Annotated in this window: 22 protein-coding genes; 5 read left to right on the forward strand and 17 right to left on the reverse strand. The window is 50.0% G+C overall.

The genetic code is table 11. From position 1 onward, the window contains the following. Positions 1 to 77 precede the first annotated feature (77 nt). The 4 genes from H575_RS01725 to H575_RS01740 form a co-directional block, all read right to left on the reverse strand. A complete protein-coding gene (locus H575_RS01725; RefSeq protein ID WP_042696856.1) occupies positions 78 to 1,115 on the reverse strand; it encodes an SPFH domain-containing protein in 1,038 nt (345 codons plus the stop codon). 3 nt (positions 1,116 to 1,118) lie between these two features. Then, positions 1,119 to 1,583: an NfeD family protein gene (locus H575_RS01730; protein ID WP_042696859.1), complete on the reverse strand. Its 465-nt coding sequence runs from the start codon at positions 1,581 to 1,583 to the stop codon at positions 1,119 to 1,121. A gap of 114 nt (positions 1,584 to 1,697) precedes the next feature. After that, on the reverse strand, positions 1,698 to 2,975 hold the full coding sequence (thiC, locus tag H575_RS01735; RefSeq protein ID WP_042696862.1) for a phosphomethylpyrimidine synthase ThiC: 1,278 nt from the start codon (positions 2,973 to 2,975) through the stop codon (positions 1,698 to 1,700). Positions 2,976 to 3,230: 255 nt separating this feature from the next. Next, on the reverse strand, positions 3,231 to 4,148 hold the full coding sequence (locus tag H575_RS01740; protein WP_143744974.1) for an EamA family transporter: 918 nt from the start codon (positions 4,146 to 4,148) through the stop codon (positions 3,231 to 3,233). A gap of 186 nt (positions 4,149 to 4,334) precedes the next feature. Here H575_RS01740 and H575_RS01745 point away from each other — a divergent pair, with 186 nt between their 5' ends. Beyond that, positions 4,335 to 5,018 carry an SAM-dependent methyltransferase gene (locus H575_RS01745; RefSeq protein WP_042696865.1) on the forward strand — a complete coding sequence of 228 codons (684 nt, stop codon included), beginning with the start codon at positions 4,335 to 4,337 and terminating at the stop codon, positions 5,016 to 5,018. On the opposite strand, the gene H575_RS01750 is transcribed toward H575_RS01745, so the two are convergent. After that, entirely contained in the window at positions 5,015 to 5,959 is a 945-nt protein-coding gene (locus H575_RS01750) for a magnesium transporter CorA family protein (RefSeq protein WP_042696869.1), read from the reverse strand. The two genes, H575_RS01745 and H575_RS01750, sit on opposite strands and share 4 nt — an antisense overlap. A gap of 268 nt (positions 5,960 to 6,227) precedes the next feature. After that, positions 6,228 to 6,422: a DnaJ domain-containing protein gene (locus tag H575_RS01755; RefSeq protein WP_042696873.1), complete on the reverse strand. Its 195-nt coding sequence runs from the start codon at positions 6,420 to 6,422 to the stop codon at positions 6,228 to 6,230. A gap of 121 nt (positions 6,423 to 6,543) precedes the next feature. On the opposite strand from H575_RS01755, the gene putP reads away from it, so the two are divergent. Further along, positions 6,544 to 8,115: a sodium/proline symporter PutP gene (gene putP / locus H575_RS01760; protein WP_209315044.1), complete on the forward strand. Its 1,572-nt coding sequence runs from the start codon at positions 6,544 to 6,546 to the stop codon at positions 8,113 to 8,115. 159 nt (positions 8,116 to 8,274) lie between these two features. Here putP and H575_RS08855 read toward each other — a convergent pair whose 3' ends face one another. From H575_RS08855 to H575_RS01795, 7 genes are all read right to left on the reverse strand, one after another. Further along, positions 8,275 to 9,450, reverse strand: a complete 1,176-nt coding sequence (locus H575_RS08855; protein ID WP_052319902.1) for a hypothetical protein — start codon at positions 9,448 to 9,450, stop codon at positions 8,275 to 8,277. 173 nt (positions 9,451 to 9,623) lie between these two features. Further along, complete coding sequence (locus tag H575_RS01770) at positions 9,624 to 10,385, reverse strand: PGF-pre-PGF domain-containing protein (RefSeq protein ID WP_042696881.1); 762 nt, start codon at positions 10,383 to 10,385, stop codon at positions 9,624 to 9,626. A 35-nt stretch (positions 10,386 to 10,420) separates the two neighbouring features. Further along, positions 10,421 to 16,984, reverse strand: coding sequence for a molybdopterin-dependent oxidoreductase (locus H575_RS01775; RefSeq protein WP_042696889.1), 6,564 nt, complete (start codon positions 16,982 to 16,984; stop codon positions 10,421 to 10,423). Positions 16,985 to 17,311: 327 nt separating this feature from the next. Next, positions 17,312 to 18,091 carry an ABC transporter ATP-binding protein gene (locus H575_RS01780; protein ID WP_042696893.1) on the reverse strand — a complete coding sequence of 260 codons (780 nt, stop codon included), beginning with the start codon at positions 18,089 to 18,091 and terminating at the stop codon, positions 17,312 to 17,314. After that, positions 18,088 to 19,140, reverse strand: coding sequence for a FecCD family ABC transporter permease (locus tag H575_RS01785; protein WP_042696897.1), 1,053 nt, complete (start codon positions 19,138 to 19,140; stop codon positions 18,088 to 18,090). The genes H575_RS01780 and H575_RS01785 overlap by 4 nt, the downstream gene beginning before the upstream one ends. Positions 19,141 to 19,147: 7 nt before the next feature. Next, complete coding sequence (locus tag H575_RS01790) at positions 19,148 to 20,092, reverse strand: ABC transporter substrate-binding protein (RefSeq protein ID WP_042696901.1); 945 nt, start codon at positions 20,090 to 20,092, stop codon at positions 19,148 to 19,150. 277 nt (positions 20,093 to 20,369) lie between these two features. Beyond that, the gene (locus H575_RS01795; RefSeq protein ID WP_042696905.1) at positions 20,370 to 21,209 is read right to left on the reverse strand and encodes a class I SAM-dependent methyltransferase; all 840 of its coding nucleotides are present in this window, start codon (positions 21,207 to 21,209) and stop codon (positions 20,370 to 20,372) included. A gap of 208 nt (positions 21,210 to 21,417) precedes the next feature. Here H575_RS01795 and H575_RS01800 point away from each other — a divergent pair, with 208 nt between their 5' ends. From H575_RS01800 to H575_RS01810, 3 genes are read left to right on the forward strand one after another with little or no spacing between them, the layout of a single operon-like run. Further along, positions 21,418 to 22,443 carry a type II glyceraldehyde-3-phosphate dehydrogenase gene (locus H575_RS01800; protein ID WP_042696910.1) on the forward strand — a complete coding sequence of 342 codons (1,026 nt, stop codon included), beginning with the start codon at positions 21,418 to 21,420 and terminating at the stop codon, positions 22,441 to 22,443. Between the two features lie 7 nt (positions 22,444 to 22,450). Next, positions 22,451 to 23,611: a histidine phosphatase family protein gene (locus H575_RS01805; RefSeq protein ID WP_042696913.1), complete on the forward strand. Its 1,161-nt coding sequence runs from the start codon at positions 22,451 to 22,453 to the stop codon at positions 23,609 to 23,611. After that, positions 23,608 to 24,078 carry a VOC family protein gene (locus tag H575_RS01810; protein WP_042696916.1) on the forward strand — a complete coding sequence of 157 codons (471 nt, stop codon included), beginning with the start codon at positions 23,608 to 23,610 and terminating at the stop codon, positions 24,076 to 24,078. Before H575_RS01805 ends, H575_RS01810 begins: the two co-directional genes overlap by 4 nt. A gap of 68 nt (positions 24,079 to 24,146) precedes the next feature. Here the strand turns inward: H575_RS01810 and H575_RS09225 are convergent, their stop codons facing one another. The 4 genes from H575_RS09225 to H575_RS09475 form a co-directional block, all read right to left on the reverse strand. Continuing rightward, positions 24,147 to 24,809, reverse strand: coding sequence for a hypothetical protein (locus H575_RS09225; RefSeq protein WP_095641573.1), 663 nt, complete (start codon positions 24,807 to 24,809; stop codon positions 24,147 to 24,149). A gap of 14 nt (positions 24,810 to 24,823) precedes the next feature. Beyond that, entirely contained in the window at positions 24,824 to 24,967 is a 144-nt protein-coding gene (locus H575_RS09230; protein ID WP_155897828.1) for a hypothetical protein, read from the reverse strand. 180 nt (positions 24,968 to 25,147) lie between these two features. Further along, on the reverse strand, positions 25,148 to 25,621 hold the full coding sequence (locus H575_RS01825; RefSeq protein ID WP_042696925.1) for a hypothetical protein: 474 nt from the start codon (positions 25,619 to 25,621) through the stop codon (positions 25,148 to 25,150). A 127-nt stretch (positions 25,622 to 25,748) separates the two neighbouring features. Then, on the reverse strand, positions 25,749 to 25,950 hold a 202-nt coding region (locus tag H575_RS09475; RefSeq protein ID WP_211213851.1), incomplete at its 5' end, for a hypothetical protein.

Here is a 25,950-nt window from a genome sequence, read left to right on the forward strand (position 1 = left end):
ACATTCCTTGTCATAAGAGATGAAGCATCCGGGAAAATGATCCCTGCTGATACCAAACGATCAAAAAAAGAGGGGGGTTATTCGACGATATCTTCCGGGGTCCGTGCAAGTTCACTTGCATTTTTGACCGCTTCTACGGCCTTTGCGATCTCCTCTTTGTCCGGGAGGTCGCCTAAGATGTTTTCATCCAGAGCAATGTCGGGGATCTCGTCGATCTCGGCAAGCTCTTCGCCGCCAAGGAACTTTGCACCCTGTTTGATCAGGTTGGTGAGCTCGAACGGGAAGATGATCTTGGTAGCCTGGCCGTCGGCCATCTTCTGCATGGTGTTTAAGGAGAGGACCGTGATGGACCGTTTGTCCAGCGCTCTTGAACCAAGCGCGACGATCCGAAGGCCCTGGGCTTCTCCCTGGGCTTCGAGGATCCGGCTCTGACGGGTACCTTCCGCACGAAGGATCTTACTCTGACGTTCACCTTCGGACTCGAGGATCATACTCTGTCTGAGACCTTCGGCTTTGAGGATCGCGGCACGCTTTTCTCCGTCTGCACGAAGAATTGCAGCACGCCGTTCTCTTTCCGCAGAGGTCTGTTCGGTCATTGCCTGTTTGACGGCGCCGATCGGGTTGACTTCCTTGATCTCGACGCGTTCGATCTTGACACCCCACTGATCAGTTTCCTTATCGAGGATGTCCCGCAGTCTGCGGTTGATCATGTCACGGTTGTAGAGGACCTCATCGAGTTCCATATCACCAATGATGCCACGAAGACTTGTCTGGGCAAGGGCGACGGTCGCCTGACGGTAGTTGGCTACTTCGAAGTAGGCGCGTTCCGGGTCCATGACGCGGACATAGATGATGGCGTCCACATCGGTCGGTGAGTTATCTTTCGTGATGACTTCCTGGGACGGGACGTCGATGACCTGGGTCCTGAGATCGAGTTTGTAGACGGTCGTGATGAACGGAACGACCCATTTGAAACCCGGATTGACCTGACCCGTGTAGGTTCCGAGACGAACTGCGAGTCCTTTCTGATACGGCTGAACGATGACGACACCTTTTGCAAATATGAAAAGGATGATGACAACGAGAATTATTGCAAGTAATGTTAATGCATCCATAAATTAGACCTTTTTTACGGTGAGGTGGACACCGCTCGCGGCGGTCACCTCGATTTTTGTTCCGGGAGGGATGGTCCCGTCAATACATTTGGCACTCCATACGACGCCGTCGATCTCGACTTTGCCCGAGATCGAGTCAAATACGACTTCCGTCGTGACAAAACCGGTTTTGCCGATGAGTGAGTCCTGACCCGAGGTAGTGGGTTTCTGATCGGGAGAGATTTTCTTGTACATAAACACCGTGATGACCGCAGCGATGATCGCTGCAAAAACGGTCAGCGTGATGCCTAAGGGAGAGGAGAGGAACTCTAACCCGAAGAAGAATGACGTGACTCCGAGAAAGATCAGGGCGGTTCCGGGAACTGCCATGAAAAAGCCCGGCGAGCCGGCTTCAATAAGCAGAAGGGCGGCTCCGATGACGATCAATACCCACGGCAGTACCGCTGGGCTGAGGAGTAGTTCGAACATATCTGATATACTACTTATAGGCGAGGGGCGTTAAATAGTTGCTCTCAGAAAAAGAGATCAGGTTAACCAGTTTTTCCTGCAGAAGACCGGGGAGTTCGAAAAAAAGCGGGGGGATTAGAAGTTGAAGTTTTTCTGCACGATCTTGATCGCACAAAAGTCCCCGCACATCGTGCAGGCGTCGGAGTCGGCCGGCATACGGGAGTTTCTGATGCAGCGTGCCTTTTCCGGGTTGATAGAGACGGAATACTGGCGTTCCCAGTCGAGATCGCGGCGTGCATGGCCCATCTCAAGATCCGCCTCACGGGTCTTTGGAAGTTTCACCATGTCCCCGACGTGGGCGGCGATACGTGAACTGATGACACCTTCATACACTTCTTCGGGGGTCGGAAGAGCGAGGTGTTCGGCGGGCGTCACATAGCAGATGAAATCTGCGCCGGCGGCCGACGAGACGGAAGCGCCGATCGCGGCGACACGGTCGTCATATCCCGGAGCAATGTCCGTTACAAGGGGGCCGAGCATGTAGAACGGTTTGTTGTTCGTAACACGCTTTTCGAGCTGGACGTTCGTTTTGATCTCGTCGAGCGGGATGTGGCCCGGACCTTCCATGATACACTGAACGCCGGCGGCAGTTGCCTGATCGGCAAGCTCTGCGTTGATCAAAAGTTCCTGAATGGCTGCACGATCCGTGGCGTCATGACAGGCGCCCGCCCGCATGCCGTTTCCAAAGGAGAGGGTGACTTCGTGCTCTTTCAGGATCTCGACAAGGTAGTCGAACCTGCGGTAGAGAGGGTTCTCCATCTCGTTGTGCAGCATCCATGCCGTCATGAACGCTCCTCCGCGTGAGACAAGCCCGCCGTGTCTGCCCTGATTTTTCAGTCTCTTCACGGTCTCATAGTTGATCCCGGTGTGGATCGCCATAAAATTCGTACCGAGTTTTGCCTGCTGTTCGGTGATCTTGAAGAGATCGTCCTCGTCCATGAACACGACGCCGCCTTTGTTTCTCGCGGCTTCGATGAACGCCTGATACAGCGGCACAGAACCAACGGAAAGATTTGACTGCTCACAGACTCTTCTGCGGATGTCAAGGAAATCCCCCCCGGTCGAGAGCTCCATCAACGTGTCTGCTCCGGCGAGTTCTGCCTGACGTGCCTTTTCCAGCTCCTCTTCCACATTCACGATATCAGACGAGGTCCCGATCGATGCATTCACTTTCGTGCGAAGTCCCGAGCCGATACCGCAGAGTTTTACTTTCCGGTAGGGCGTCATCGGAATGACGATATGACCGCCGGCGATCCCCCGGCGGATGAAATCCTCGGTGACTCCTTCGGACTTTGCCACGACCTTCATCTCTTCAGTGATGAGGCCTTTTTTTGCATCTTCAACGATTGTCATACCTATACGTCAGGAGACTGAAGGTTATAAACTATTTTATTTACCATAAATAAAAACAAATTTATTTGTTGAGTGAGCAAGTAAAATACCGTTTTATTGTGTTTTATCCCGGATATTTGGGGTGATCAGCAAGTAAAGTTTGGTCCTGAGTATGGTAAACTTGCGGGCCGGGAAACCGATCTTGCGTAATATTCTGAAAAAAACATCAAAGAGGAGAAGGTCCCAAAAAAAGTGATATGAAATATTTTGTATGATCTACTTTTCAAGACCGCTGGTGATCTTTCGTTCAAGGATGTACGGAAGAGCGATACCCATGAGGATGACAATGACACCGACCCAGCGAAGTGCTGCGACCGGTTCAAGAATGATCACGGCAGCTGCAAGTACCTCGACCGGAAGTTCAGCCGAGTTCAGAATAGTTGCCATACCGGTACTGACTTTCGGGGCTCCGACTGCAAGGAAGAAGATCGGAATTGCGATACCGAAGAGACCGAGCGGGATACTGTAGGCCAACGCATTCACATTCGTGATTCCTTCAATGACTGCGGCCCCTCCATAGAGCGTTCCGACGAACAGCAGAACAAAGGCCATACCGGCGGTAGCAATAAAGAAACTGCGGTTCATTGGTGCAAGTTCCGGGCTGACCCTTCCGCTCAGATGAACGAACAAGGCGTAGAAGAATGCTGCAAGGAGACCGAGCACGATACCGGCTGGATTCATCTCTGCAAGTGAGAGACCTGATCCAATGATACCGCCTGCAAGGATCGTACCAATCAGGATGACGACACAGGCAATGACCTTATTTCTCGAAGGAAGTCTTCTTCCGGTGACCGACTCGATAACCACACCTATCCAGGAATACTGGAAGAGTAAAACAACGGCAAGAGAGATCGGCAGGTATCCAAGCGAGAGGAAGTAACAGACCGTCACAAGCGCCATCACAATACCGGTGATGATGAGTGTTACAACACGTTTCCAAAGCGGAAGAGTGCTTGGTGCATGTTTTGGCTGTTTTCTCTGATAGACAAACCAGATGAGAACCACAAGTACGAAAAGGATGATCCATCCGTAGACGAACTTTCCGACCAGAATGACCGGTATCCCAAAACCGTTCATTACGGCGAGCGTTACGATAGTTGAAAGTATTGCATACGAACAAGATGCTAAAAGCACCAGAATCGAGCAAAAGACAACTGAGTTTGATAATTTTTTCAGATCCACAGATAACTCCTGTCAATAGTTTTGGCTGAAAATTCTATAATAAATTATGTATTTCTTTAGGTAACTAAGAATTATTTTACTAGTTGGCAAGAGTATCTGTGCAATATTGCTTTAATGGAGAACAACCATTATTGTGTCATGGACGAGGATGAAATCAGCATGCTGACCCAGGGAAATATGAATATAATGAATCCTGTTTCTGAAAAGAAGCTGATCCTTGCCGGAAAGTATGCGGATCTCAAACACGGGACCTCGGTTCTGGACGTTGGATGCGGGAACGGCACACTCCTGAATCTCTGGCAAAAAGAGTTCGGGATCTTTGGAACCGGCATCGAGCTGCAGAAAGCGTCAGCGTCCCGCGCAAAAGAACTTCTCCGGGGGACCGGCATCTCGGTGATCGAAGGAGACGCTACTGAATGTATCCCTGAACGATCGTACGACGCGGTATGCGCCTTTGGCACATCATTTATTTTCGGCGGAGCGGAAAAAGCCCTGGAACATCTTGCCGGGTTTGTAAAAGAGGGAGGGAGTCTCATCATCGGAGACAGGTTCTGGAAGAAGGAGTCCGTGCCGCCCGATTTTGCGAGAGAGTGGAGAGATGTCCCGACATCCCTGGAACTGGTTTCAACGGCACGATATCTGGGGCTCACGCTTACCGGTATGCTAAGTGCCTCGGATGAGGAATGGGACCAGTATGAATCTGCAGTCTGGCAAAATGCCGTCTCTGAAGATCTATATGAGTATCTTGAGCAGATCCAGGATGAATACCTTACCTACGGGCGGGAATATATGGCCTGGGGATGTTTTGTGTTCCGGGGTTAGAGGATCCGTTTTTTCAGCAGCACAAAAATCACGAGTGCCGATAAGCCGAGAGACCCGCACACGATCCCGAGGAAGGCAAACGGATGATCTTCCAGAGGCATACTGACGTTCATACCAAAAAATCCTGCAACGACCATGGGGATCACCATAATTGCCGCAAAAATGGTGAAGATTTTCATGACCCAGTTTACATTGTTGTTGATGATCGAGGCAAACGCCCCCATCGTACTTGAAATGGTCTCGGAAAAGGTCTGGGCCATCTCCAGAGCCTGACGGTTCTCGATGATGGCGTCATCCAGAAGATCATGATCCTCTTCGGTCAGCATCGCGGCGCCCACCTGGGTCCTGGAAAGTTTTTTCAGGACCGCATCGTTTCCTTTCAGCGAATTGGTGATGTAGACAAGGGATTTTGAAAGAGTGAGCATATGGAAAAGCTGCTCGTTTTTGGTTGACTTTTTGAGGGTCTGTTCGATCGCACTGATCCGTTTGTCGATTTTTCGCAGGATCTGCACAAACATATCGGCGTTTTTGTACAGAAACAGCAGAATGAAGTTGATCCGGTTTGCGGTCGAAAAATTTTTGATCTTCCCGGATGCGAACTGATCAAGGATCGGATTTTTCCGCAGAGAGACAGTGATGATATTGTCGGGCAGAAGAACGAATCCGGCAGGGATGGTGGTGTATGACTCGATATCCTCTTCGGTATCGACATACGGCGTATCGATCAGGATGAGGGATATCCCGGCATCATGCTCCACACGCGGCCGCTCCTCTTCATCTAACAGGATGGTCAGTTCATCTTTGTCCAAAGACAAGGCATCGCAGACATACGAAACCTCCTCATCCGTCGGCCTGATCAGGCGGATCCAGGATCCTTTGGTGATGGTATCCTGCAGGACCGGGAGTCTGCTCTCGGTTATCGAGGAGTATATCTCGATCATGATTCTCTGAATGATTCATTGGAGACACGAATATAATAATGGTTCTGGAGAAAAGAGGATGGACTTGTGAAGGACCAAACCACAAGAGTACTGTCAGAAGTCTCATCCCGGGGGTTTACAATAGATAGATACAACCCGGAAGTATATATACCCCTGACCGCGCGGTGCGATAATGCCCCCCTGATTTTGAAAAATCGTGTTCTCACTCAGGGAGATAGCCAAATCTGCCTGCAATTTTTTGGGTTTTCCGGGCATTCGTCCGGACCGTTCAGTCGGAAAACATGCGCTGGAGATACTCGAATGCGGCGATGACCTCTGTGTACTCTCTTCTCATCCTCGGGTTGATGTCAGGATGATATTTGTCCCGAAGGTTGCGGAATGCAAGCGATGTCGTGGAGAAGTCAGCGCCGACCGGCAGCCCGAGTATGGCATATGCCCGTTCCTTTGTCATTTCTTCGATCATGTCAGTTACTTTGTTGATTCAGATTACATAAATAATATGGGAACGCAACATATAACTCGTAATACATAGATTTTTCACGCTCCCTGTGTGGGTGAAGATCTGTTGAATGGAGTGTATTTTTGTGGTAGACTGGAATTTAATCGGAATCCTTGCCGCCTTTGTTATTTACTTCGGGGTAATGATTTATATCGGCTTCTTTTTCATGAAGAAGAACAAAACCGCCAGTGACTATATCCTCGGCGGAAGAAAACTCCCGCCTCTGGTTTCGGCTATGTCGGCGGAAGCATCGGATATGAGCGGATGGCTGCTTCTGGGTCTTCCGGGTATGGCGTATGCGTTCGGTCTCTCTTCTGCAGGCTGGACCGCGATCGGTCTCGCGATCGGTACCTATCTGAACTGGAGATTTGTCGCAAAACGACTGCGGGTGTACACCCACAGGGCAGACAACTCACTCACGCTTCCTGAGTTCATCACGAACAGATTCAACGAAAAACGGGGGCTGATCTCGGCGATCGGATCCATTTTCATTCTGGTCTTCTTCGTTATCTACACCTCGGCACAGTTCGTCGCAGGAGGAAAACTCTTCAGCTCTCTTGTGACGATCTACAATCTTGATCTGAGCTTTTTGGGAAATCCCGATCTTGGCATGGTCTATGTCATCGGTATTCTTGTCTGCGCACTGATCGTTGTCTCATACACGTTTACCGGCGGGTTTAAAGCCGTCTGTCTGACCGATACGATCATGGGATTTTTGATGCTGGCAGCGCTTATCGTGGTGCCGGTGCTTGCTCTTGTTCTTCTTCTCTCGGACGGAGGAGCCGGTCTTGCAAGTCTTGATCCGCGGACGTTCTCCCTTTTCTGGGAGTATGATCCGACGAACGGGGTCTTTGAGTTCGTTTCGGTCTTTACGATCGTTTCGGGACTGGCCTGGGCATACGGATACTTCGGTCAGCCGCATATCCTGCCAAGATTCATGGCGATCGAGAAGCCGGAGGATATCCCCAAAGCACGCCGTATCGCTATGGTCTGGGTCCTCATCACTCTCACAGCAGCGATTTTTGTCGGACTGGTCGGTCAGATCATGTTCCCTGATCCGTCAGCAATCGCCGGATTCGATTCGGAGAAGGTCTTCATCTTTATGGCGGGAGATATGTTTGGATCTCTGCCGTTCATCGCAGGTATCATTTACTGCGGAGTGCTTGGCGCGATCATGAGTACAGCCTCATCGCAGCTTCTTGTGGCGGCATCCGCCATTTCTCAGGATATTTACAAGAATATCGTGAACAAGAAGGCGTCCGATAAGAGTCTGCTTCTTGTTTCCAAAGCAACGGTCCTTCTTGTTTCGCTTATTGCGCTCGTTATTGCACTTATGGGCAATGCGACGGTGTTCAATATCGTTTCGAACGCCTGGGCAGGGTTCGGCTGTACGTTCGGCTCGGTCATTCTTGTCGGTCTTTTCTGGAGAAGGATGAACTGGCAGGGGGCTCTGGCAGGTATTCTTACCGGCGGTGTCGTTTCCTTTACGTGGGGTACGTTCCTTACGTCCGTTACGGGTCTTTATGAGATGGTTCCCGGCGTTATTGCAAGTCTGCTTGCGATCGTGATCGTGACCAAGCTTACCAGAGAGCCGGAAAAAGCGGTTCTCGATACCTTTGACGCATATGTAAAAGAGATCGGCGACGAGAGGACCTGATCTTTTTCTTTTTTTTGAGCGCTATAAGAGACCCGAATCTCATTATAGACACTGATGATATCCTGATGAGCTGTGAAAATATCGTATACGTGACAGGCGATCCTGTCTGCTTATCGAAAAAAGATGATGATATATGACCAGGTCACTCGTCTTCCTATTTTACGGCAGCTCTGTGAAAATACTCTCAGAATCGAGATAGATCCAATAGCCGGTCCCAAGCACCATCCCGCGTTCCGGGCTGTATGGGCCGCTGCCGCCATGTATTATCGCCGCATCATATCGTCCTGTTTCAAGATCCCACGGAATCAGAGTCTTCCAGGATATGCCTGCAAGGGCATTTTCTGCCGGGACATTGGCGTAAGCAGCCAGGCCGACAGCGTTCCATCCGGGGTAAAGAGTTTTTTTCGAGGGTGGAGGCGGGTACACGGCGTAGGTGAGGGGAATAGAGACCGGACCGGCAGAGTAGATCCAGTAGGCTTCAAGCGGTTTGATTATTTGAGCGGGGCCAACGGTTTCCCATTCATTCTTTTCCGCATTATATCCAAGAATAGCGCGGCTTTCCGTTTCAACACCGGAAAATAATCTCTCTGCTGCGGCATTTTCTGCGTTGAGGACCCTTGGGACTGAAATGAAGTTCCATCCATTACTCAGATTTAGGGAGAGCAGCGTTGTTCCCGGTTCATCGGTGTAGATCTTTATCCTGTCAACATACTGGACAGATAAACCGCGGGTCGAGGGATATGCAGAAGAGAAGTTGTACCGGTCACTTTCCGGCATTGTCTGGAGCATATCATAGTTTCCAAAAACACCGTCATCGGCAAAGAAGTAGATCCGCATGCCTTCGGATGCATCTCCGCCGCCTGCTGCTGCGGAAACGTTCACCCCATTCACTTCCCAGACGAGGACCAGCGGTCCCATGCGGGATTCCGGTGAGATGATGTACCTGGAACTGAATGATCGGGAAAATCCGTCTCTTGCAATGATTTTTACCGTGCTGTTTTCCGGGATACCGCCAACTAATTCCGCGAGATCGAGAACGGCTGTTCCCCTTAAAGCTCCGGCATTATCAGTATTGATGATTTCCTGCGGGTCCCAGGGATCTCCTTCAAACACCGGTCCCTGATGGCCGTAATGCGTTACGCCATCACCGGTGATCGGCAGATTCTCCTTCATCCATGCAAAAGTGACCGTCTGGTTTGCGAGAACGGTCGTTCCGTCAGCCGCGATCCTGGAGATCTCGACAGAGGTCGTCGGAGCTGCGCTGACCGCACCGATAATACAGGTCAATACAAGAACTGCGATGAGAGCCCCATAGAATACTTTTCCAAACTTCATAGATACATCGTCCAACGAGAGCGGCAGATTTTTCTGATCCCCGATACAGATATATTGAAATGATAGCAACATAAACTTTATCGAAATTTGTAAACATTAATGATTTAATAATTTTTACCAATAAATTTATTATTCAAAAATATTCAGATAAAAATATAGGGTATGTCCCTCATTTATCTTTTCAGGATCAGTGCAATGATCCCTGCCGCGGCCAGTAATCCGATGCAGAGTCCTATGAACGAGAAATCAAACGGCTGCGTATCTGGCGCTTTTGTTGCGGCAGGCGTATGGGTTGAGATCGTTTTTGTAATGTTGGCAGTCGAATTCGTGGGAATTTCCGTGGCATTTATTGTAGGCAGCGGGTCTTCTTCAAACGGAAACGAAAGACCGGCGGTATTATACGCTATCACAAAAGGTGATGTGCTGTTTGTATTGACTGAGAAGGTGATCATCCCCTCATCTTCTTTCAGATCTTTAACCGCCAGCTGATACCAGGTTTCATTTTTATAATGCAGAACAATAATATCTTCTGCTGTTTTGTTGGGGGGAAGCTCGTTTTTGGGCAATGAAAAGCTGATCCCGATCACACCTGCATTTTCCGGTGTTTTGATGTCATAAACATTATAGTAGCTAAGGTTTTTTGGAAGTTCAACATCACCGATGGATCCGATGACGATCGTCACATTTCCGGTTATATTCCGGGAGAAGCTGACAGCCGTTACTCCGGTCGTCTGGTTTGTCGTGAAGATCCCGGATGCATTGATTGCTCCTTCGCTTATTGTCTGGGTCGGTGTCGGAGTCGGGGTGGGTGTGGGGGTGATCTGCCCTCCGATATAGATGTTGATCTTACTCACTTTTTGTGCGGAGATCCCGGTCGTGGTCGGATAGGTTCCCTGATAATAATACCATTCGGATGCATACATCGTTGCTTTCATGTCAGCTACGCCGAATATGTGACTGCCCCATGGATTTACCGACGTATCAGGCCACCAGAGGAGACGGGGACCGTCATTATACCCCTCTGAGGCTTTTCTACGGTGATGCTAAACTCCTGACTGACGGTGACCCCGTCGTTTCCGATGAACTTTCCGGTGATCACATCGCCGGGTTTGACTTCATAGATGTTGACTGCAACACTCTTTGTCTCGTCATTGTAACCGTCGATCGCCGTCTCATTGTTCACGGTGATGACCCATTCGGTATGATCATCATTCTCATATCCGACCAGACCGTCAAAGAGCAGAATGCCTGCGATATCCCATTTCTTTGTGCCGATCACCGGTTCTAATCCTGCTTCGAGTATGACGCCGAGAACTGTGTTGCTTTGGACATCGTACGCCTTGCCGCTCACATCAACGGAAAGCGTTGTGTTTCTCAAAACGACCGTGCTGTCATACTCAAGCTCCTTTTCGGCGGCAGGCTGCAGGTCAAGATCGATCGACTGAATGCCTTTTATCTGCATTGCCCCGGTGACATTTGCACCGACAAGCCGCAGAGGCCAGCCGTCATCTACGCCAAGCAGCGTCCCGTTCAGCGTGTTTGCAACGATATAGTTGTTGTTCATGAACGCATCGCGGCTGCTGATCACAGCGGTCGATCCGTCTTCTCCAACGACCGTAATGTTGTATCCTTCTAATGCAAGGGTCCTGTTGTATGAATTGCCGACATGGGAATTTTCATCATCGACAAATCCTGTCAGGATCCAAAGCGGCATACCGGCCCAGACGCGGCCTTTCGCATCGGTGTAGTATGCCTGGTGGTCAGCTACCGTACCGTTTGCAAATGTGCAGGTCAATCCTGCCTCAAAGTATCCTTTGTCGATGGTCTCATTGATGGCGCCGTTCAGACCGATCGTCCAGCTCTCGGCTTTCGGGATGATTTTGATAACATCCACCATCTGGGCAGAAATACCGCCTGCAGATGCACGGCCGCTGTTGTAGTGCCAGTAGGACTCATCCAGCGAGTAGTACATATCAGCGTGGCTGAAGACATTGTCATCAGACGTGAAGAACAGACGCGGACCCTGTGAATATTCAGGGACCGTCTTTCCGTCAGCATACCAGGCAAGGAACGCCGTTCCCTGTCTGACCGTCGGTGTATAGATGTTCGAGTAGTTCAGCGTCGTCGTCCAGCCGTCGAGGCTGCAGATGAATTTGATCTCATCGGTCGCATTCATACCCCCGACGATATCGGTAAGATCCTGAACCGCGGTTCCTTTGACCGCATTGGAAACTTTGTAGTTGCCGGCGAGATACTTCTCTTCAAGATCCCAGCCAAGACCCTGGCCGATCTTCTCACCGTCTTCTTCCATGACAAGTCCCTGGAACGAGTACTTCGTTACGCCGTCGCCGATCACCGGGTAGGAGGTCGGATCAGACCAGATCGTGGACCACAAAACTTCTTCGCTCGCAACTATGTTTCCTGCCGGATCATACTTTTGAATGGTAAGCTTTGGAGACGCCGCTTCCGGTGCGAACTCTTTGAGCTCGATCTTCACCAGACCGCCGACCGCGATACTCGTGAATTTCGAGGTTTTTGCATCGCCTGTATTCAGATAGGTTTCGCTGCCGACAAGTCTGAGCGGATATTTGTTCTCCTTCAGGTTCTCGGATCTGAAAAGATCCTGTCCGTCAACTTTGTTTGCAATGATGAATCCGTTCTTGTTGTCTGCCAGATCTTTGCTGTCTACTTCCGCACTGTATCCGTCTGCCGCCGTCAGAATGATCGTGTACCCGTTCTGGGCAAGCTGAAGATTGAACGATCCTCCATGGTTCGAACCGATCGGCATCGTTGAATCATCAACATACCCGACGAGAGATGCAAGCGTCATTCCTGACCAGACTTCACTGGTATACGGATCAGTGAACGCTTTGTAGTGCCACTCGCATCCGACCATCTCTTCGATCTCGGTCTTGCTGACGTATACACCAAATTCAGGTCCGTTCAAGAGGATATACCAGTCATCACCCTGATAAGCTTCGCCTTTCAGTTCGATGGATCTGACATTTTCAAAGATGGTTGAAACACTGTTTCCGGTAAGTATGAGCGAACCATCATCTTTCTGTGCAATGATGTAATTCAATGCTCCCGTTTTTCCTGATACGATCTCGCTTGATGCGATCTCACGTGTCTGCCCGTCGGCATTTGTGATGAGGATCGTGTAAGGAGCGGTCGAAATGAGAGTGGTGTTCAGGGTGAAGTGACTGCTCGAGTAGGTCCCCGGGGTTCCCGACTCGACGTCGTCGACCGTTGAAACCAGTGTGTAGAGAGGCATACCCTCATAATCGCCGTAGGTTACGAAGTGGTGATTACTGTTGTCATACTGATCCTGAGTAATATACCTCTCCATTTTTCCTGAGAGGAAAAGGAGGTTTCCTTCTTCCGGAACATCGATCAGTTCAATGGTTCCGATGTTTCCAATAAGCTGTCCTGCTGACACACCTTTCATCTGTAAAGGTGCACATGGCTTTCCGCCTGTTGTTAATTCGGGGAGCGGATCTCCATTGAGGGTGTTAGAAACGATAATGGTGTTATCGTTTGTGATCACCGCGCTGTCAAAGTTTGTCGAGTAGGGTTTGTCCTGGGAATCGGTTATCCGGATACTGTAGCCGATATTGGCAAGGTTTTCATTAAACGAGGAGGCATCCTCATCGTCAACGATTCCGGCAAGGACGTATAAGGGAACACCTTTCCAGACACCGTCTTCGTCGGTGCAGTTGTATGAGGTGTACTTCTTTGCAAGTGTTTCAAACTCTTTCTGGGTGAGGGTCGTTTGAGTCTCTCCGTTGATCAGTTTGACCGACCAGCCGGGTGCCGCTCCGCCCTTAGCGGTGAAGAGATACTCATAGCTGTTTCCAGTCGATACTTCATCGAAGAACAGCCGGATGAGCTGACCGTCAGAAACAGAGACGGTCGTCCAGTTTGGTTCGGTTACTTCAGCACCGTCAAGAGAAACGTACCATTTATCATCCTTGGTTGGTGTTTTGTGCGTGTGACCTTCGTAGGAGTCAAGGTTGAAGTATGCTCCCTGATTTCCTCCTTTGTAGAATCCGACACCTTCGATACCTGAAAGAACGCCGATAAGTGATGAACCCGGAACGCTGACGTCGACATCGCTTCCTGAGATGTCAGCTGCGGGAATGACAACTTCGCCGTCAACGATCGTGATGACGGTTCCAACAGGGGCCGTCTCGATCGTCAGGTTGTAGCAGGATTTGGTTCCGGCGGTCTGATTGTCAAACGTCAGGGAAACAAAGTCTTTGTCTTCGACGAAAACAAGACTCCAGTCAGGATCGGTTTTGCCGCCTAAGGTGACTCCGTTGATCGAAAGAGACCATTTGTCATTGCTTGATGGTTTTTTGTGCGTGTTCCCTTCGTATGACTGTACGTTGAAGTACGTCGCCGTATCTCCGCCGTAGTAAAACAGCATTCCCGGGAACGTGTTGTACAGAACACCGATGACCGATGCATTATCCACTTCTTTGGCAATGCCTGCGGTGTATTCGTAGGTGAAATCTGTATCACTGACGATGATCTCGAGCTTGTTGATCTTGTAGACGGAGAAGTCAGCCGGGGTCGGATAGGTGCCTGCATAGAATCCCCAGTCGTCTTCCGCCATACTTTCATGCATATCCCACAGACTGAAGATGTTGTCATCCGACGTCATGTAAAGACGGAACAGATTACCGTAACCGGCAGGTCCGTCAATACCGTCATCAGACCATGCAAGGAACATGGTTCCCATTTTTGGATCAGGGCTGTACAGATACCTGTATCCGTCAGTGAAGGTCTTTGATCTCCCGTCGATAGAGATGATCCTGAACTGATCTCCTGCATCCATACCGCCGACAAGGTCGGTAAGGTTTACGATCGCCGTTCCTTTGACCTGATCATTGACTTTGAACCGCGGATCATCGGCAGTTCCGCAGGGAGGGAACTGTTCGTTTTCATCCCAGTTGCCGTATTCCCCGATATAATCGGGCATGATCGGGCCCTGGATACTGTAGTTATAGGTTCCGTTACCGATCACCGGGAAGGTATCGCGCATTTCCTGCCATGAGATATAGGTCTGATTCAGAATCGTGCCGTCAGCGGTTTTCCTGATGACGGTCAGACCCTCGATCTCGGGCGGATTACGGTAGTTGGTGAATGTAATGGTTGAAACATCAGTTATACGGTCTGCGGTATCTACAACTTCACCAATGAATGTGGGTGTGATCTTTGCACCGTTTTTGTAGACGGCGATGATCGCTTTCTTTGTATCGTCTTTGAAAAGATCTGAGTCAACGGTCGTTTTTTGGCCTGCATCATTTGCAAACGTGATCGTGACCCCTCCCGCGAGTGTTTCGGATGCGAGAGAGTGGGGGTGTTCGTCATCGACCCAGCCAAGAATGGTGCTCATGCCCATTCCATAATACACATCACCGTTCGAATCGGTGTAGGTCACGTTGTGGGTCGGCGCACATCCGCTGTCGACCGCCAGATAGATGAAGGTGTCTGCAAGGGTGCCGTTGATCCTGCCGAAGAGATCGATAGACCAGACTTCGGTCGCGGGTTCGAATGCAGAAACATCCATGTCGATCGAACGAACATCCGTCAGTTTTGCCGGTACGGATGAACCGACAAAGGTAAGAGCGGTTTTCACGCCGTTGAGTGTGTCTGCGATCAGATAATCATCGGTGTATGTCTTGTCGGCGTTACGGGTTGCCGGCAGGACGTTCGCGTTGACTGCAGACGACGTTCCGTCGCCGTTGGTGAGGGTGATGGTGTAGCCGGAGGCTGCCCGTGTCGAGTTGAAGGTGTAATGGGAGACACCGACCGATTCGATATCATCGGTCATGCCGACTAAAACTCTCAGGGGAACGCCGCTCCAGACATCACCGTTGGTATCGGTGTAGGTCACGCGGGAATGGGTCGATGCATCTGCTTCGAAGTAATCCTTATCAACAGGGATATCGACAGCACCGTTCAAAAAGAGAGGCCAGGTCGCGGTTTTTCCTGCGGCATACACTTCAGCGCGGATAACTGCGGTCGATCCCTCGATTTTGTTTTTATCCCCGCCGAACTGGATGTAGATCACGTCGCCGGGAAGAATTTCTGCATTAACCGGGAGTGTCTCAGATAAATTGGCGGCATTGTAGGCATTGATGTAATCACCTGTATAGACCTTTCCTGTTTGCAGATCGGTGAAGGAATTAAAGTTAAGAATACCTTTCTGTGTGACACGATACTCTGCATCGAAGTCAAGACTCTTGAGAATTCCTGCCGGAGAATACCAGGGGATTTCATACGAGACACCGTTAATAGTTTCGGTAAATGCGCCCGTCTTTCCAATATCCAAGACATTATCATAGATGTACATCGGATCATCGGATGCTTTCATCCGTACGGTAAAGTTTGCAACCCCGGAAGTGTCGGAATCATAAACGAGCTCGACGACCTGACCTGAGGTTATGGTAAGATCAGATGCCCAGTTCGCGATGCTCTGTTCTGCACCGTTCACGAAAAGATACCAGTAGCCTCCATTTTTGTGGGCCTTTCCAAGCAATGTATCCAGGTTGAATTTATCTCCAGTCTTTCCGCCTTTCCAGAATGTCACATCACTGCCGAAGGTGTTGTACACCATAGCAGCAACTGAATTATTTCCGGCAGGAGTGTCAGTTTTCAATGAACTGCTGCTTCCTAGCGTGTCAGCAGGGATAGTGATCTGGCCATTGTCAATGGTGATCACACGGTCAAAGCCGGCAAGATCATACGTTGGTCCGGGAGTCGGAGTTACGGTTGGTGTTGGGGTAGGTGTCTCCGTAGGTGTTGGGGTAGGGATGTACTCGGTTTCATCGGTGTAGATCTTGATCCTGTCAACATACTGCACAGATAATCCTCGGGTCGAGGGATAGATATTCGAGTAGTTGTACCGGTCACTTTCCGGCATAGTCTGGAGCATATCATAGTTTCCAAAGACATGATCATCGGCAAAGAAGTAGATCCGCATACCGTCTGATGCATCCCCGCCGCTTGCTGCTGCGGAAACGTTCACGCCGTTGACTTCCCAGACGAGGACCAGCGGTCCCATGCGGGATTCCGGAGAGAGGATGTAACTGGAACTGAATGTTCGGGAAAGCCCGTCTTTTGCAATGATTTTAACAGTGCTCCCCTCCGGGATACCGCCAACCAATGAAGCAAGATCGAGAACAGCTGTTCCCCTTAAGGCGCCGGCATCATCAGTATTGATGATCTCCTGCGGGTCCCAGGGATCTCCGTAGTAGTCTGGGTGTGTATCAAACACCGGACCCTGATGACCGTAATGCGTTACGCCGTCACCGGTGATTTTCAGATTCTCCTTCATCCATGCAAAAGTGACCGTCTGGTTTGCGAGAACGGTTGTTCCGTCAGCCGCGATCCTGGAGATCTCGACAGAAGTCGTCGGAGCTGCGCTGACCGCTCCAACGAGCAGACCGATGCACAGCAGAACCAGCAGGATCTTCCATGCATGCTGCATGGGGGATTTTGCAGATTTTTTCGTGTTTTCGTTCATAAAATAACTCCAAAGTACTCTTCTGTCCCCCTCAGATAAGACAGCGGCCGGATCAACAAGTATTGCTCATTGAATCCGATTTTTGAGCATGCGCATTATATTCAATGTATTATTAGAATAATGTGTGTGAATAAAGTAAAGTTAATTAACTAAACTCGTTGTGCGCAACCAATTGGTTATCAACGTGGCATACTAGCTGGTATCCCGCACCCTCGCGCAAAAAAAGGACCGTGCTCCATCCCAAAGATGGTACGGAGATACGGGGATCCTCGAATCCCGATCTGGTTTTCCCCGTCTTGAATGTGGACTTTCCTGACGGAAAAACTCTCAGTATGCAAAAGGAACACAGGTATCCCGTTTTGCCTCATCGATATACACAAGCTTGAGATCCACACTGTACAGATTTGAAAGAAGCGAATCCGACAAAATATCTTCTGCCTTTCCAAACGTAAAGCGCCCGTCATGATCCAGGATCCCGACCTTATCCTGCAGCATGATCACATGATCCGGCATATGCGTCGTCAAAATGACCGCATATCCGGAATCTGCAAGTTTTCTCACCAGCCTGGTCATCCTTATCTGATTTCCGTAATCCAGATGAGCGGTCGGTTCATCAAGCAGAATAACATCCGGCTGCTGGGCAAGGACACGGGCGATCGTGACCATCTGCCGTTCGCCGCCGCTGATCTCCGTGTACGGTTTATCGATCAGATGAGTGATCCCGATACAGCGCAGAGCCTCCTCTGCCGCAGAATAATCCCCCTCCTTTGGCGTCTGAAACATCCCGATATAGGGCGTTCTCCCCATAACAACGAAATCAAGAACCGAATAGGCATAGGCGGGATTATGCACCTGGGGAACATATCCGATATATTTTGCCACCTCCTTTGACCGCATATCCCGCAGATTTCGCCCGTCGATAAGGATCTCGCCGCGGATCGGCCTGTACAGATTCGCCATACAGTTCAGCAGTGTGCTTTTTCCGGCACCGTTCGTTCCAAGAATAGAGATGACCTCGCCCTTATCGATGCCAAACGAGACATCGGAAAAGATCATCCTTTCCTGTTTCGGATAATGAAAACCGAGATCACGTACTTCCAGCTTCATGTAATAGACGCCCTCTGCCGTATCAGCAGATAGAAATAAAACGGTGCGCCGATCAGACCGGTGATGATACTGAGGGGCAGCTCGGCACTTGTCAGGCACCGGGCCGTGATATCGATCATGACCATAAACACCGCACCAAGAATCACGGCAGCCGGCAGCAGCTTCCGGTTGTCCGGACCGACAAGCATCCTTCCAAGATGAGGGATCACAAGACCCACCCACCCGATCGTTCCGGCAAGACAGACGGCGCTCGCGGTCAAAAGCGTGGCACAAACGATTATGATCCTGCGGACATTTCGGACATCGACTCCCAGAGTTTTTGCCTCCTCCTCTCCAAGCGATAAAACATTGAGACGATACCTGAACAACAGGAGAACAAAACCCGCGGCCAGAATACAGGGAGCGATATAATAAAGATCGATCATCTTCACATCGGCCAGAGATCCCATCGCCCAGTAAACCATTTCTGCCAACGCCGTATCAGCATCGGCAGTATACTTGATGACCCCCATGATCGAAGACATCAGCCCGCCGACGATCACACCGGATAAAACAAGCATCAGCGTCGAGGAGTTATGCATCAGACGGGGAACCGCGACCGTGATCGATACGGCGATGATCCCGCCGATAAACGCCCAGATCTGAATGATCACCGGCCCCATACTGTAAAGTATGGCCAGCGAGGCGCCGATACATGCACCTGACGAAACACCCAGAAGATCAGGAGAAACGAGAGGGTTTTTGAACATGCTCTGATATGCGGCCCCGGAAAGGGCAAGACCGCCGCCGATCAGGACCGCCGCGATGGTTCGCGGAAGACGGAGATTAAAAATGACGGCCTCCATCGTCTGGGTCCAGGCCGGTTCTATGGGAAAGACCCTGGCCAGAAGAATGGCGATCGAATCAAAAAAAGGGATACTGTATCGGCCGACAGTAAGCGAGAGGAAAAATATGCCGATCAGCAGAATGACCAGGCATACCATGATCATCCGATATTTTGCGCTGGATGCCGCTCTCCCGCTGATTTTCCCGGCGATATCAGATCCCATCAGCGTCTCACGTGTAGTCTTCGCCTTTTGGTCCGTACCCGTTGATCATATTCTGCGCTTCTTCTTTTGTCAGCTCGATCCCGACAAATTCTTTGTAGAAGTCCTGAACTTCAGACACCATGTCAACTTGGAACAGATCCGGGTGGATCACCGATGCGGCAAAGAGGATCTGCAGAGCGCTTTCCATACCGAACCGTTCCCATGGGAAAAGACCGTTTGGATTCGTGTAGACACGTACATTCTTTACCGCATTGATCCCCTTCCACTCCTCAGCCGCCATCAGCTCTTCATAAAGTTCATGCTGAGCCGGGCCGCCGATGATGACGACGTCAGGATTCAGTGCGAGCACATCCTCGGCCGATGCCGTTGTCCCGCTCAGATTAAGAAGCGTCGATGCAAAAATACCTCCCGATACCTCGGTCCAGTCCTCCATGATGGAGTTTGCGGAGAAGGTCGCATACAGACCCTGGTTCGACTGACCCTGGATATAGTAGACGACGGGTTTCTTATCTTCGGGGATGCTGCCGACTGCCGCCTGAACGCGGGCGGTATTCTGATCCACAAGATCAGACCACTTAGCGGCTTTTTCAATATATTCGCCGCCAAACGCCTGACCAAGAATGGTAAACGCCTGTTTCATCGTATCATAATCGCTGAACATCAGACAAATTGCCGGAAGACCTGCTGCACGCAGCGTTTCTGCGGTTTTCTGCTGGGGGGTGATGATCAGATCGGGTGAGAGCGTCAAAAGCTCTTCAACATTGTCGGTCGCTACCGGCACATCGACGATGCCCGGATACACTTTCTGCGACCAGAACAGCTTTTTTGTAAAGGCCGTTGTCCCGACGAGTTTATCGCCCGCACCCATACAGAGCATAACCGAGTTGGATGCCGGCCATAAATTCACCACGGTGTGTATTTCTGCGGGAATAGCGACCTCTGCGCCGGTCATATCGGTAATTGTTCAGTTGGATGCCGGCTGGCCGACATCGATGCATCCGGCTGCTGAAACAGCAAGCATCAGAACCAGAGATACGAGAAGAATGAGCGGTTTTTTCATCATTTTATCTGGTTATGTTACGTCCGCAGCCAGTATTAAAGTTAACTAATTTTAGTGAAAACGTTAATGTAAAATGATGTATTTTATTCGGAAAAATATCATGAAAGTAATCATTATGAATTAACAAAGCGCATGATAAAAAACAGAGATGAGAAAAAAGAGGGAAAAATCAGAAGGTTTTTCTGGAAACATCCCACCAGATGACGGCAGAACGTGTTTCCAAAAGAAAAGTATATCCCCCGGCTGCATTTTCTGTCAGGAACCGATCCACATTTCGCTCAAACACATCGATTTTATCCAAATCGAACGTGCCGAGGGTCGAAAGATCGCTGTAGGCCTCTTCGCGTGAAGCATACTCGCGGGTAAACCCGTCATCGACAATATGTACGCTTGGTTCATACCCAAGATCATACACTATATTATAGAACAGATTATACCCAACCCTCCGGTCGCTTCGCCCCGGGCGGGGTCTTTTGTTCTCTCTGCCGGTTCCGGCAAACAGTTTTTCGAGAAGCTCGGGAATACTCGGGGCATTTGCCCAGATCACGATGGCGGCGATCCTTTCTGCAAGTGAACTGAGTTTTTCCAGATCCTGAAGACCCGCCGAACGCGAACAGATGACCACATCATGTCTGTTGATGTTTTTTCCCACAACGGCATCATTGAAGTCAAGAAATACCGGATCGACATTCGAAAGATTTGCCTTTTTTACGTTTTCCACGCAGTATGCCAGCATCGACTTTGCCGAATCGGCGGCGGTGACCGAGGAAACCCGCTGAGCGGCAGGGACCGTGATACGGCCGGGTCCGCACCCCATATCGAGAACGCTGTCGGTCGGCCGCAGAGGAATGGCATTGATCTGGTTCAACGTGTAGGTTTTTTCCAGAGCCGCCATTTTATTGTACATCACTGCCGCCGTATCCCACATGTTTTCCCCGTTTTGCGAGTGAGGGGGCATCGGCGGCATACTGAGTTTTTGCAGAGCCTGCCAGTTGATAAGAGAATCCATAATATAAACCTCCAAAATGTATCTTTATTGATATGATGGACTTCTGATAAATAATGCATATATATTTTCTAAAAAGTTAACTGATTTAAACAAACAGAAAAATGGTCCGGAAAATCATCCGCTGAAGAGGGGGCGTCCCCGCAGATCCTCCCTCCTTAAGAGCGGAAGACCTACCCTTTTATGTATCAAAAAAGAAAAGCATACTGTAATGATTAAGGTTGCAGTCAATGGGTACGGAACGATCGGAAAACGCGTCGCCGACGCGGTTTCCTGTCAGCCGGATATGGAAATAATCGGTGTTTCCAAAACAAAACCGGGAGCTGAGGCATACGTTGCGAAAGAAAGAGGCTACCCTCTTTACATCGCAGACATCAGCAAAAAAGATGCATTCATCAAAGCGGGCCTCGAAGTCGCCGGCTCGGTCGAAGAAATGATCCAAAAAGCTGACATCGTCGTCGATGCAACGCCCGGAGGAGTCGGCGAAGGAAACAAAGCCCTCTACGAAAAGTACCAGAAAAAAGCCATCTGGGAAGGGGGAGAGGAGCATGAACTCGCCGGCTTTTCCTTCAACTCGTCCTGCAACTACGATCAGGCGATCGGCCGGCAGTTTGCCCGGGTCGTTTCCTGCAACACCACCGGTCTATGCCGGATCATCAAACTCATCGACTCCGTCTTCGGCGTGAAAAAAGTCCGGGCGACGATGGTTCGCCGGGGAGGAGATCCCGGAGACATCAAACGCGGACCGATCGATGCGATCGTTTTGAATCCGGTCACCATCCCGTCCCATCACGGTCCCGATGTGCAGAGCGTTCTGCCGCATATCAGCATCGTCACCTCCGCGATGATCGTCCCGACGACCCTCATGCATATGCACTTCATCAATATGGAGCTGAAAAATCCGGCGACCAAAGAGCAGGTCATCGAACTGATCAAAGCCCACTCCCGTCTCGGTCTTATCGAGAAGAGCACGGGTATCACGAGCACGGCAGAACTCAAAGAGTTCACCTCCGATCTGCTCCGGCCAAGGGGAGATCTTTGGGAGAACGGAATCTTTGCCGACTCACTCTCGGTCCTCGACGGGACCGACCTCTATTTGTTCCAGGCGATCCACCAGGAAGCCGACGTCGTTGTGGAGACCGTGGACTGTATCCGGGCAATGGCGGGCGATGTAAAAACCGCCATGGAATCGATTTCGATCACGAATAAAGCAGTTGGCCTTACAGCCATTCGCTAATTTTTTTATGGATCTTCCAATACCCAGTTCCGACGGGACGTATCACGAATTCGGCGGAGCTCCGATCTATGATAAACGGTTCAAAACGGTCGGGCCGTTCAGATTCCCGGGTCTTGCCGCCGTCCTCGATGATTCCGGAGCATATCACATCGACTTTGCAGGAAATCCCGTCTATGAGGAGAGGTATCTCTGGACCGGGGATTACGCCGACGACTGTGCTGTCGTCAAAACAGCAGACGGCGAGTATTATCACATCAACGAAGAGGGAAAACGGATCGGACACAACAACTATCTCTATGCAGAGGAGTTCGTCGAAGGAACCGCGGTCATCTACCGGAAAAATTACGGAGCGACCCACATCACGACCGGCGGCGAGATGCTTTACGGGGACTGGTACTTCGATGCCCGGAGTTTTCGAAACGGCGAGGCCCTCGTCCGGGACGAAGACGGCTGGCTCGTTATCGACAAAATCGGGCAGGAGATCAGGCGTGCCGATCCCCCGGATGATCCGTATCCTGTTTCCGGAATTGTCAGATTCATCGGAGAAGAGAGTCCGATCCCCACTATTCTAAAGATGACCGAGTGGGATGCCGCCGTCGTTCTCGTCAGGCACGCCGAGAGAGAACCGTTCATCAAAGGAGAGCCGGGTTCGCAGAAAAAACTCACGACCCGGGGAGAGCGGGCGGCGCTGACCTTTGGCGAGAGACTCGGAAGCCGGCCGGTCAAAGCGTATGCAAGCCCGATGTTTCGGTGCATGCATACCGCGGAACTGATCCTTGCCGGAAGAGGAACCGAAGAAAAACCCGAGGCAAACGATCAGCTTGGCGACCCCGGGGCATACATCTTCGATGACGAGCTGACCCGCGGTTTTTATGTGAAAAATCCGACCAAGACGGTGACCCTTCAGTATATCAGAACCGGCACGCTGCCGGGTCATTATCCGATAGCCGAGGGAACCGAAAGGCTGTCTGCATTTTTGAAAAATACGGCATTCCAGGACGGGGTCTCGGTCTGCGTGACCCATGATGTGTTTCTTTGCGCATTTGTATCGACGCTGACCGGGTATGATTTCACGGATGACTGGCCGGGATTTCTGGACGGCTGTATTCTGTTCCGGAAAAAAGAAGAATGGTACCTCTGGTGGAGAGGTAAGGAGACAAAAGTATGAAATTTATATGCCCGTTAATTGTAGTTGATGATATCGAAGTATCGAAAAAGTTCTATACCGAGGTCCTTGATCAGAAGATAACCATGGATCTTGGAGCAAATGTGACGTTTGCCGAGTCGTTTGCGATCCAGTCGAAGAGTACCTGGACAGAGTTTATCGACAAACCTGCCTCAGAGATCCGGTATCAGGGAAATGACGCCGAGCTCTATTTTGAGGCGCCGGATTTCGATGCATCCGTCGAACGCCTCAAAACGTGCGGTGTGAAGTATGTCCATCCGGTGAAGGAGTATGCCTGGGGTCAGAGAGTTGTGAGATTCTATGATCCGGACATGCATATCATCGAAGTAGGCGAGAGTATGATGCATGTCTGCCGGAGACTGAGGGCACAGGGTATGACCCTGGAGAGAATCGTCGAAAAAACGATGTTCCCGGCAGAGGTCGTGAAGTTCTTCCTGGAAGGGGAATAACTCCTGGATCATAGGACGCAGCGCAGATCCCCTGTCCTTTTGGATGAAGGATTTACGGCAGATCCTCTCTATTTTTTTACTGACACAAGCGTTAGAATTCCGGCTGTCACGCCGATCACTGCCCATATGCCAAAACCGATGAGTAATACCCAGATCGAATAATACCATATGTCTTTTATCAGGTTAAGTGATGTATCATACTGCTGGACGCTGCGATAGACCCAGAAATACACGTATGTCATTCCTAAACCGGCAATGCCAAGACAGATACCCGATATTTTTGCAGATTCTGCCTTTTTCGAAGAGGCCCGTCTAAGCATAAATGCCGCCGGACAGTAGAGGGGCGTAAAAATCAGCGATAAGAAGAAGAGATCTATGGAGAATAGTCGCAGAGCTTCTGAAAATGAACGGGGATGTCCGATGAACATCAAGCATACGGATATACCAAGAATGAGAACAACTGCGGAAATTATCAGTATGCAGGGAAGTTTTTGCAGCGTATGCATCCGCAGACCTTGTATCGCCCCGGCAAACGGGAGGAGGAGAAGGGAGACCGAAAGTACCGCAAGGAGAGATATGCCGAAAAGGAATACCGGAGCAAGGCTGCCGGAAATTGCAGGATCATAATATTGCGTGACTAAAATATACAGCAGCCATACAGATACCGGCAAAAAATAGATGAGAGCAATGCAGACGGCACTTCGTTGGGTTGTTTGGGTTTGGTCAGTCATGCTCCCGGATAGATTCACGACATGATCTGTGCGACGAGAAGGACAACGCCGGAGGCAATAACACTCAGGATAAATAAAATACAAACGGCAGATACGATACCTAATACAACACCTAATGCTATTTTCGTAACATCTTTGGAAAACTCGTTATCGTTCATCAGTATTTTTCCTCGCAGATTTCATCGGATGCCGGTTTTTCTATCGCCATGAATATACCTTTTCTTTCATGTGTTATCAATACATTGAGCGTAGACTCCAATGCTGAGTGTATCCTTCGAGATCGTAAGAAAAATAGTGATAAAATAAAGGGAGGAATCTCACATCCGCATATTGTATATTCAAATATCCGGTCTGTTTGCATCAGCGGCTGAATACAACTGACAGACACGTGCCCGTCCCCACCCGCTCGTCGTCTCCAGCCAGACCACCGTGTGCGTAACAGAATTCACTGCAGAGGGATCTACCTGGAGAATAAGAGTTGCATCTGCCGTTTCACCGTCCTTCACGTAGATCGGCTCACCTTCGAGGGTGAGCGACATCCCTTCCGGCAAAGGAGACATAGGAAATGTTCTATTGAGCATAACAATAATATCCTCCCCGGATGCCGTGATTTCTATGGCAATTCTTCCCTCAACACCCGGTTCTGCAACGTAAATGGGAATCTGATTTGACCGGTCATCCCGTTTCTGAACGCTTACAAAACCTGTTGCATTGTCCAGATCAAAGTACCAGTCGATTGCATGAGTATATGACGATGTGTTAGGGGGTGAAGGGGGTGATGAAAAAAATCCTGTATCAAATATACCCGGCATGAAGTCAGGCAGACTATTATTTTCTGAGTGGTGTTCCGGTAAGATGCAGCCGGCACTAATGATCAACAGAAGTATGCATATGCATGCAGCAAGAATTTTTATACGCAATTTCATCATCTGAATCTCGTTAGAAGAGTTCCTTCCCGAATCTACGTAAGCAGCAGAGGTTATCTCTCTTTTGGATAATCGTGCAGATTGGAACTCGATCCACAACTATACCTTCTCCCTCATCTATTATCAATACATTGAGCCTGGAATCCAATGCTAAGTGTATCCATTGAACAGACTCGTGAATATTATGGGCAATAGAAAACAGGTCAATTTCTATA

The sequence above is a fragment of the Methanocorpusculum bavaricum DSM 4179 genome, from assembly GCF_000430905.1.
Classification (GTDB): Archaea; Halobacteriota; Methanomicrobia; order Methanomicrobiales; family Methanocorpusculaceae; genus Methanocorpusculum; species Methanocorpusculum parvum.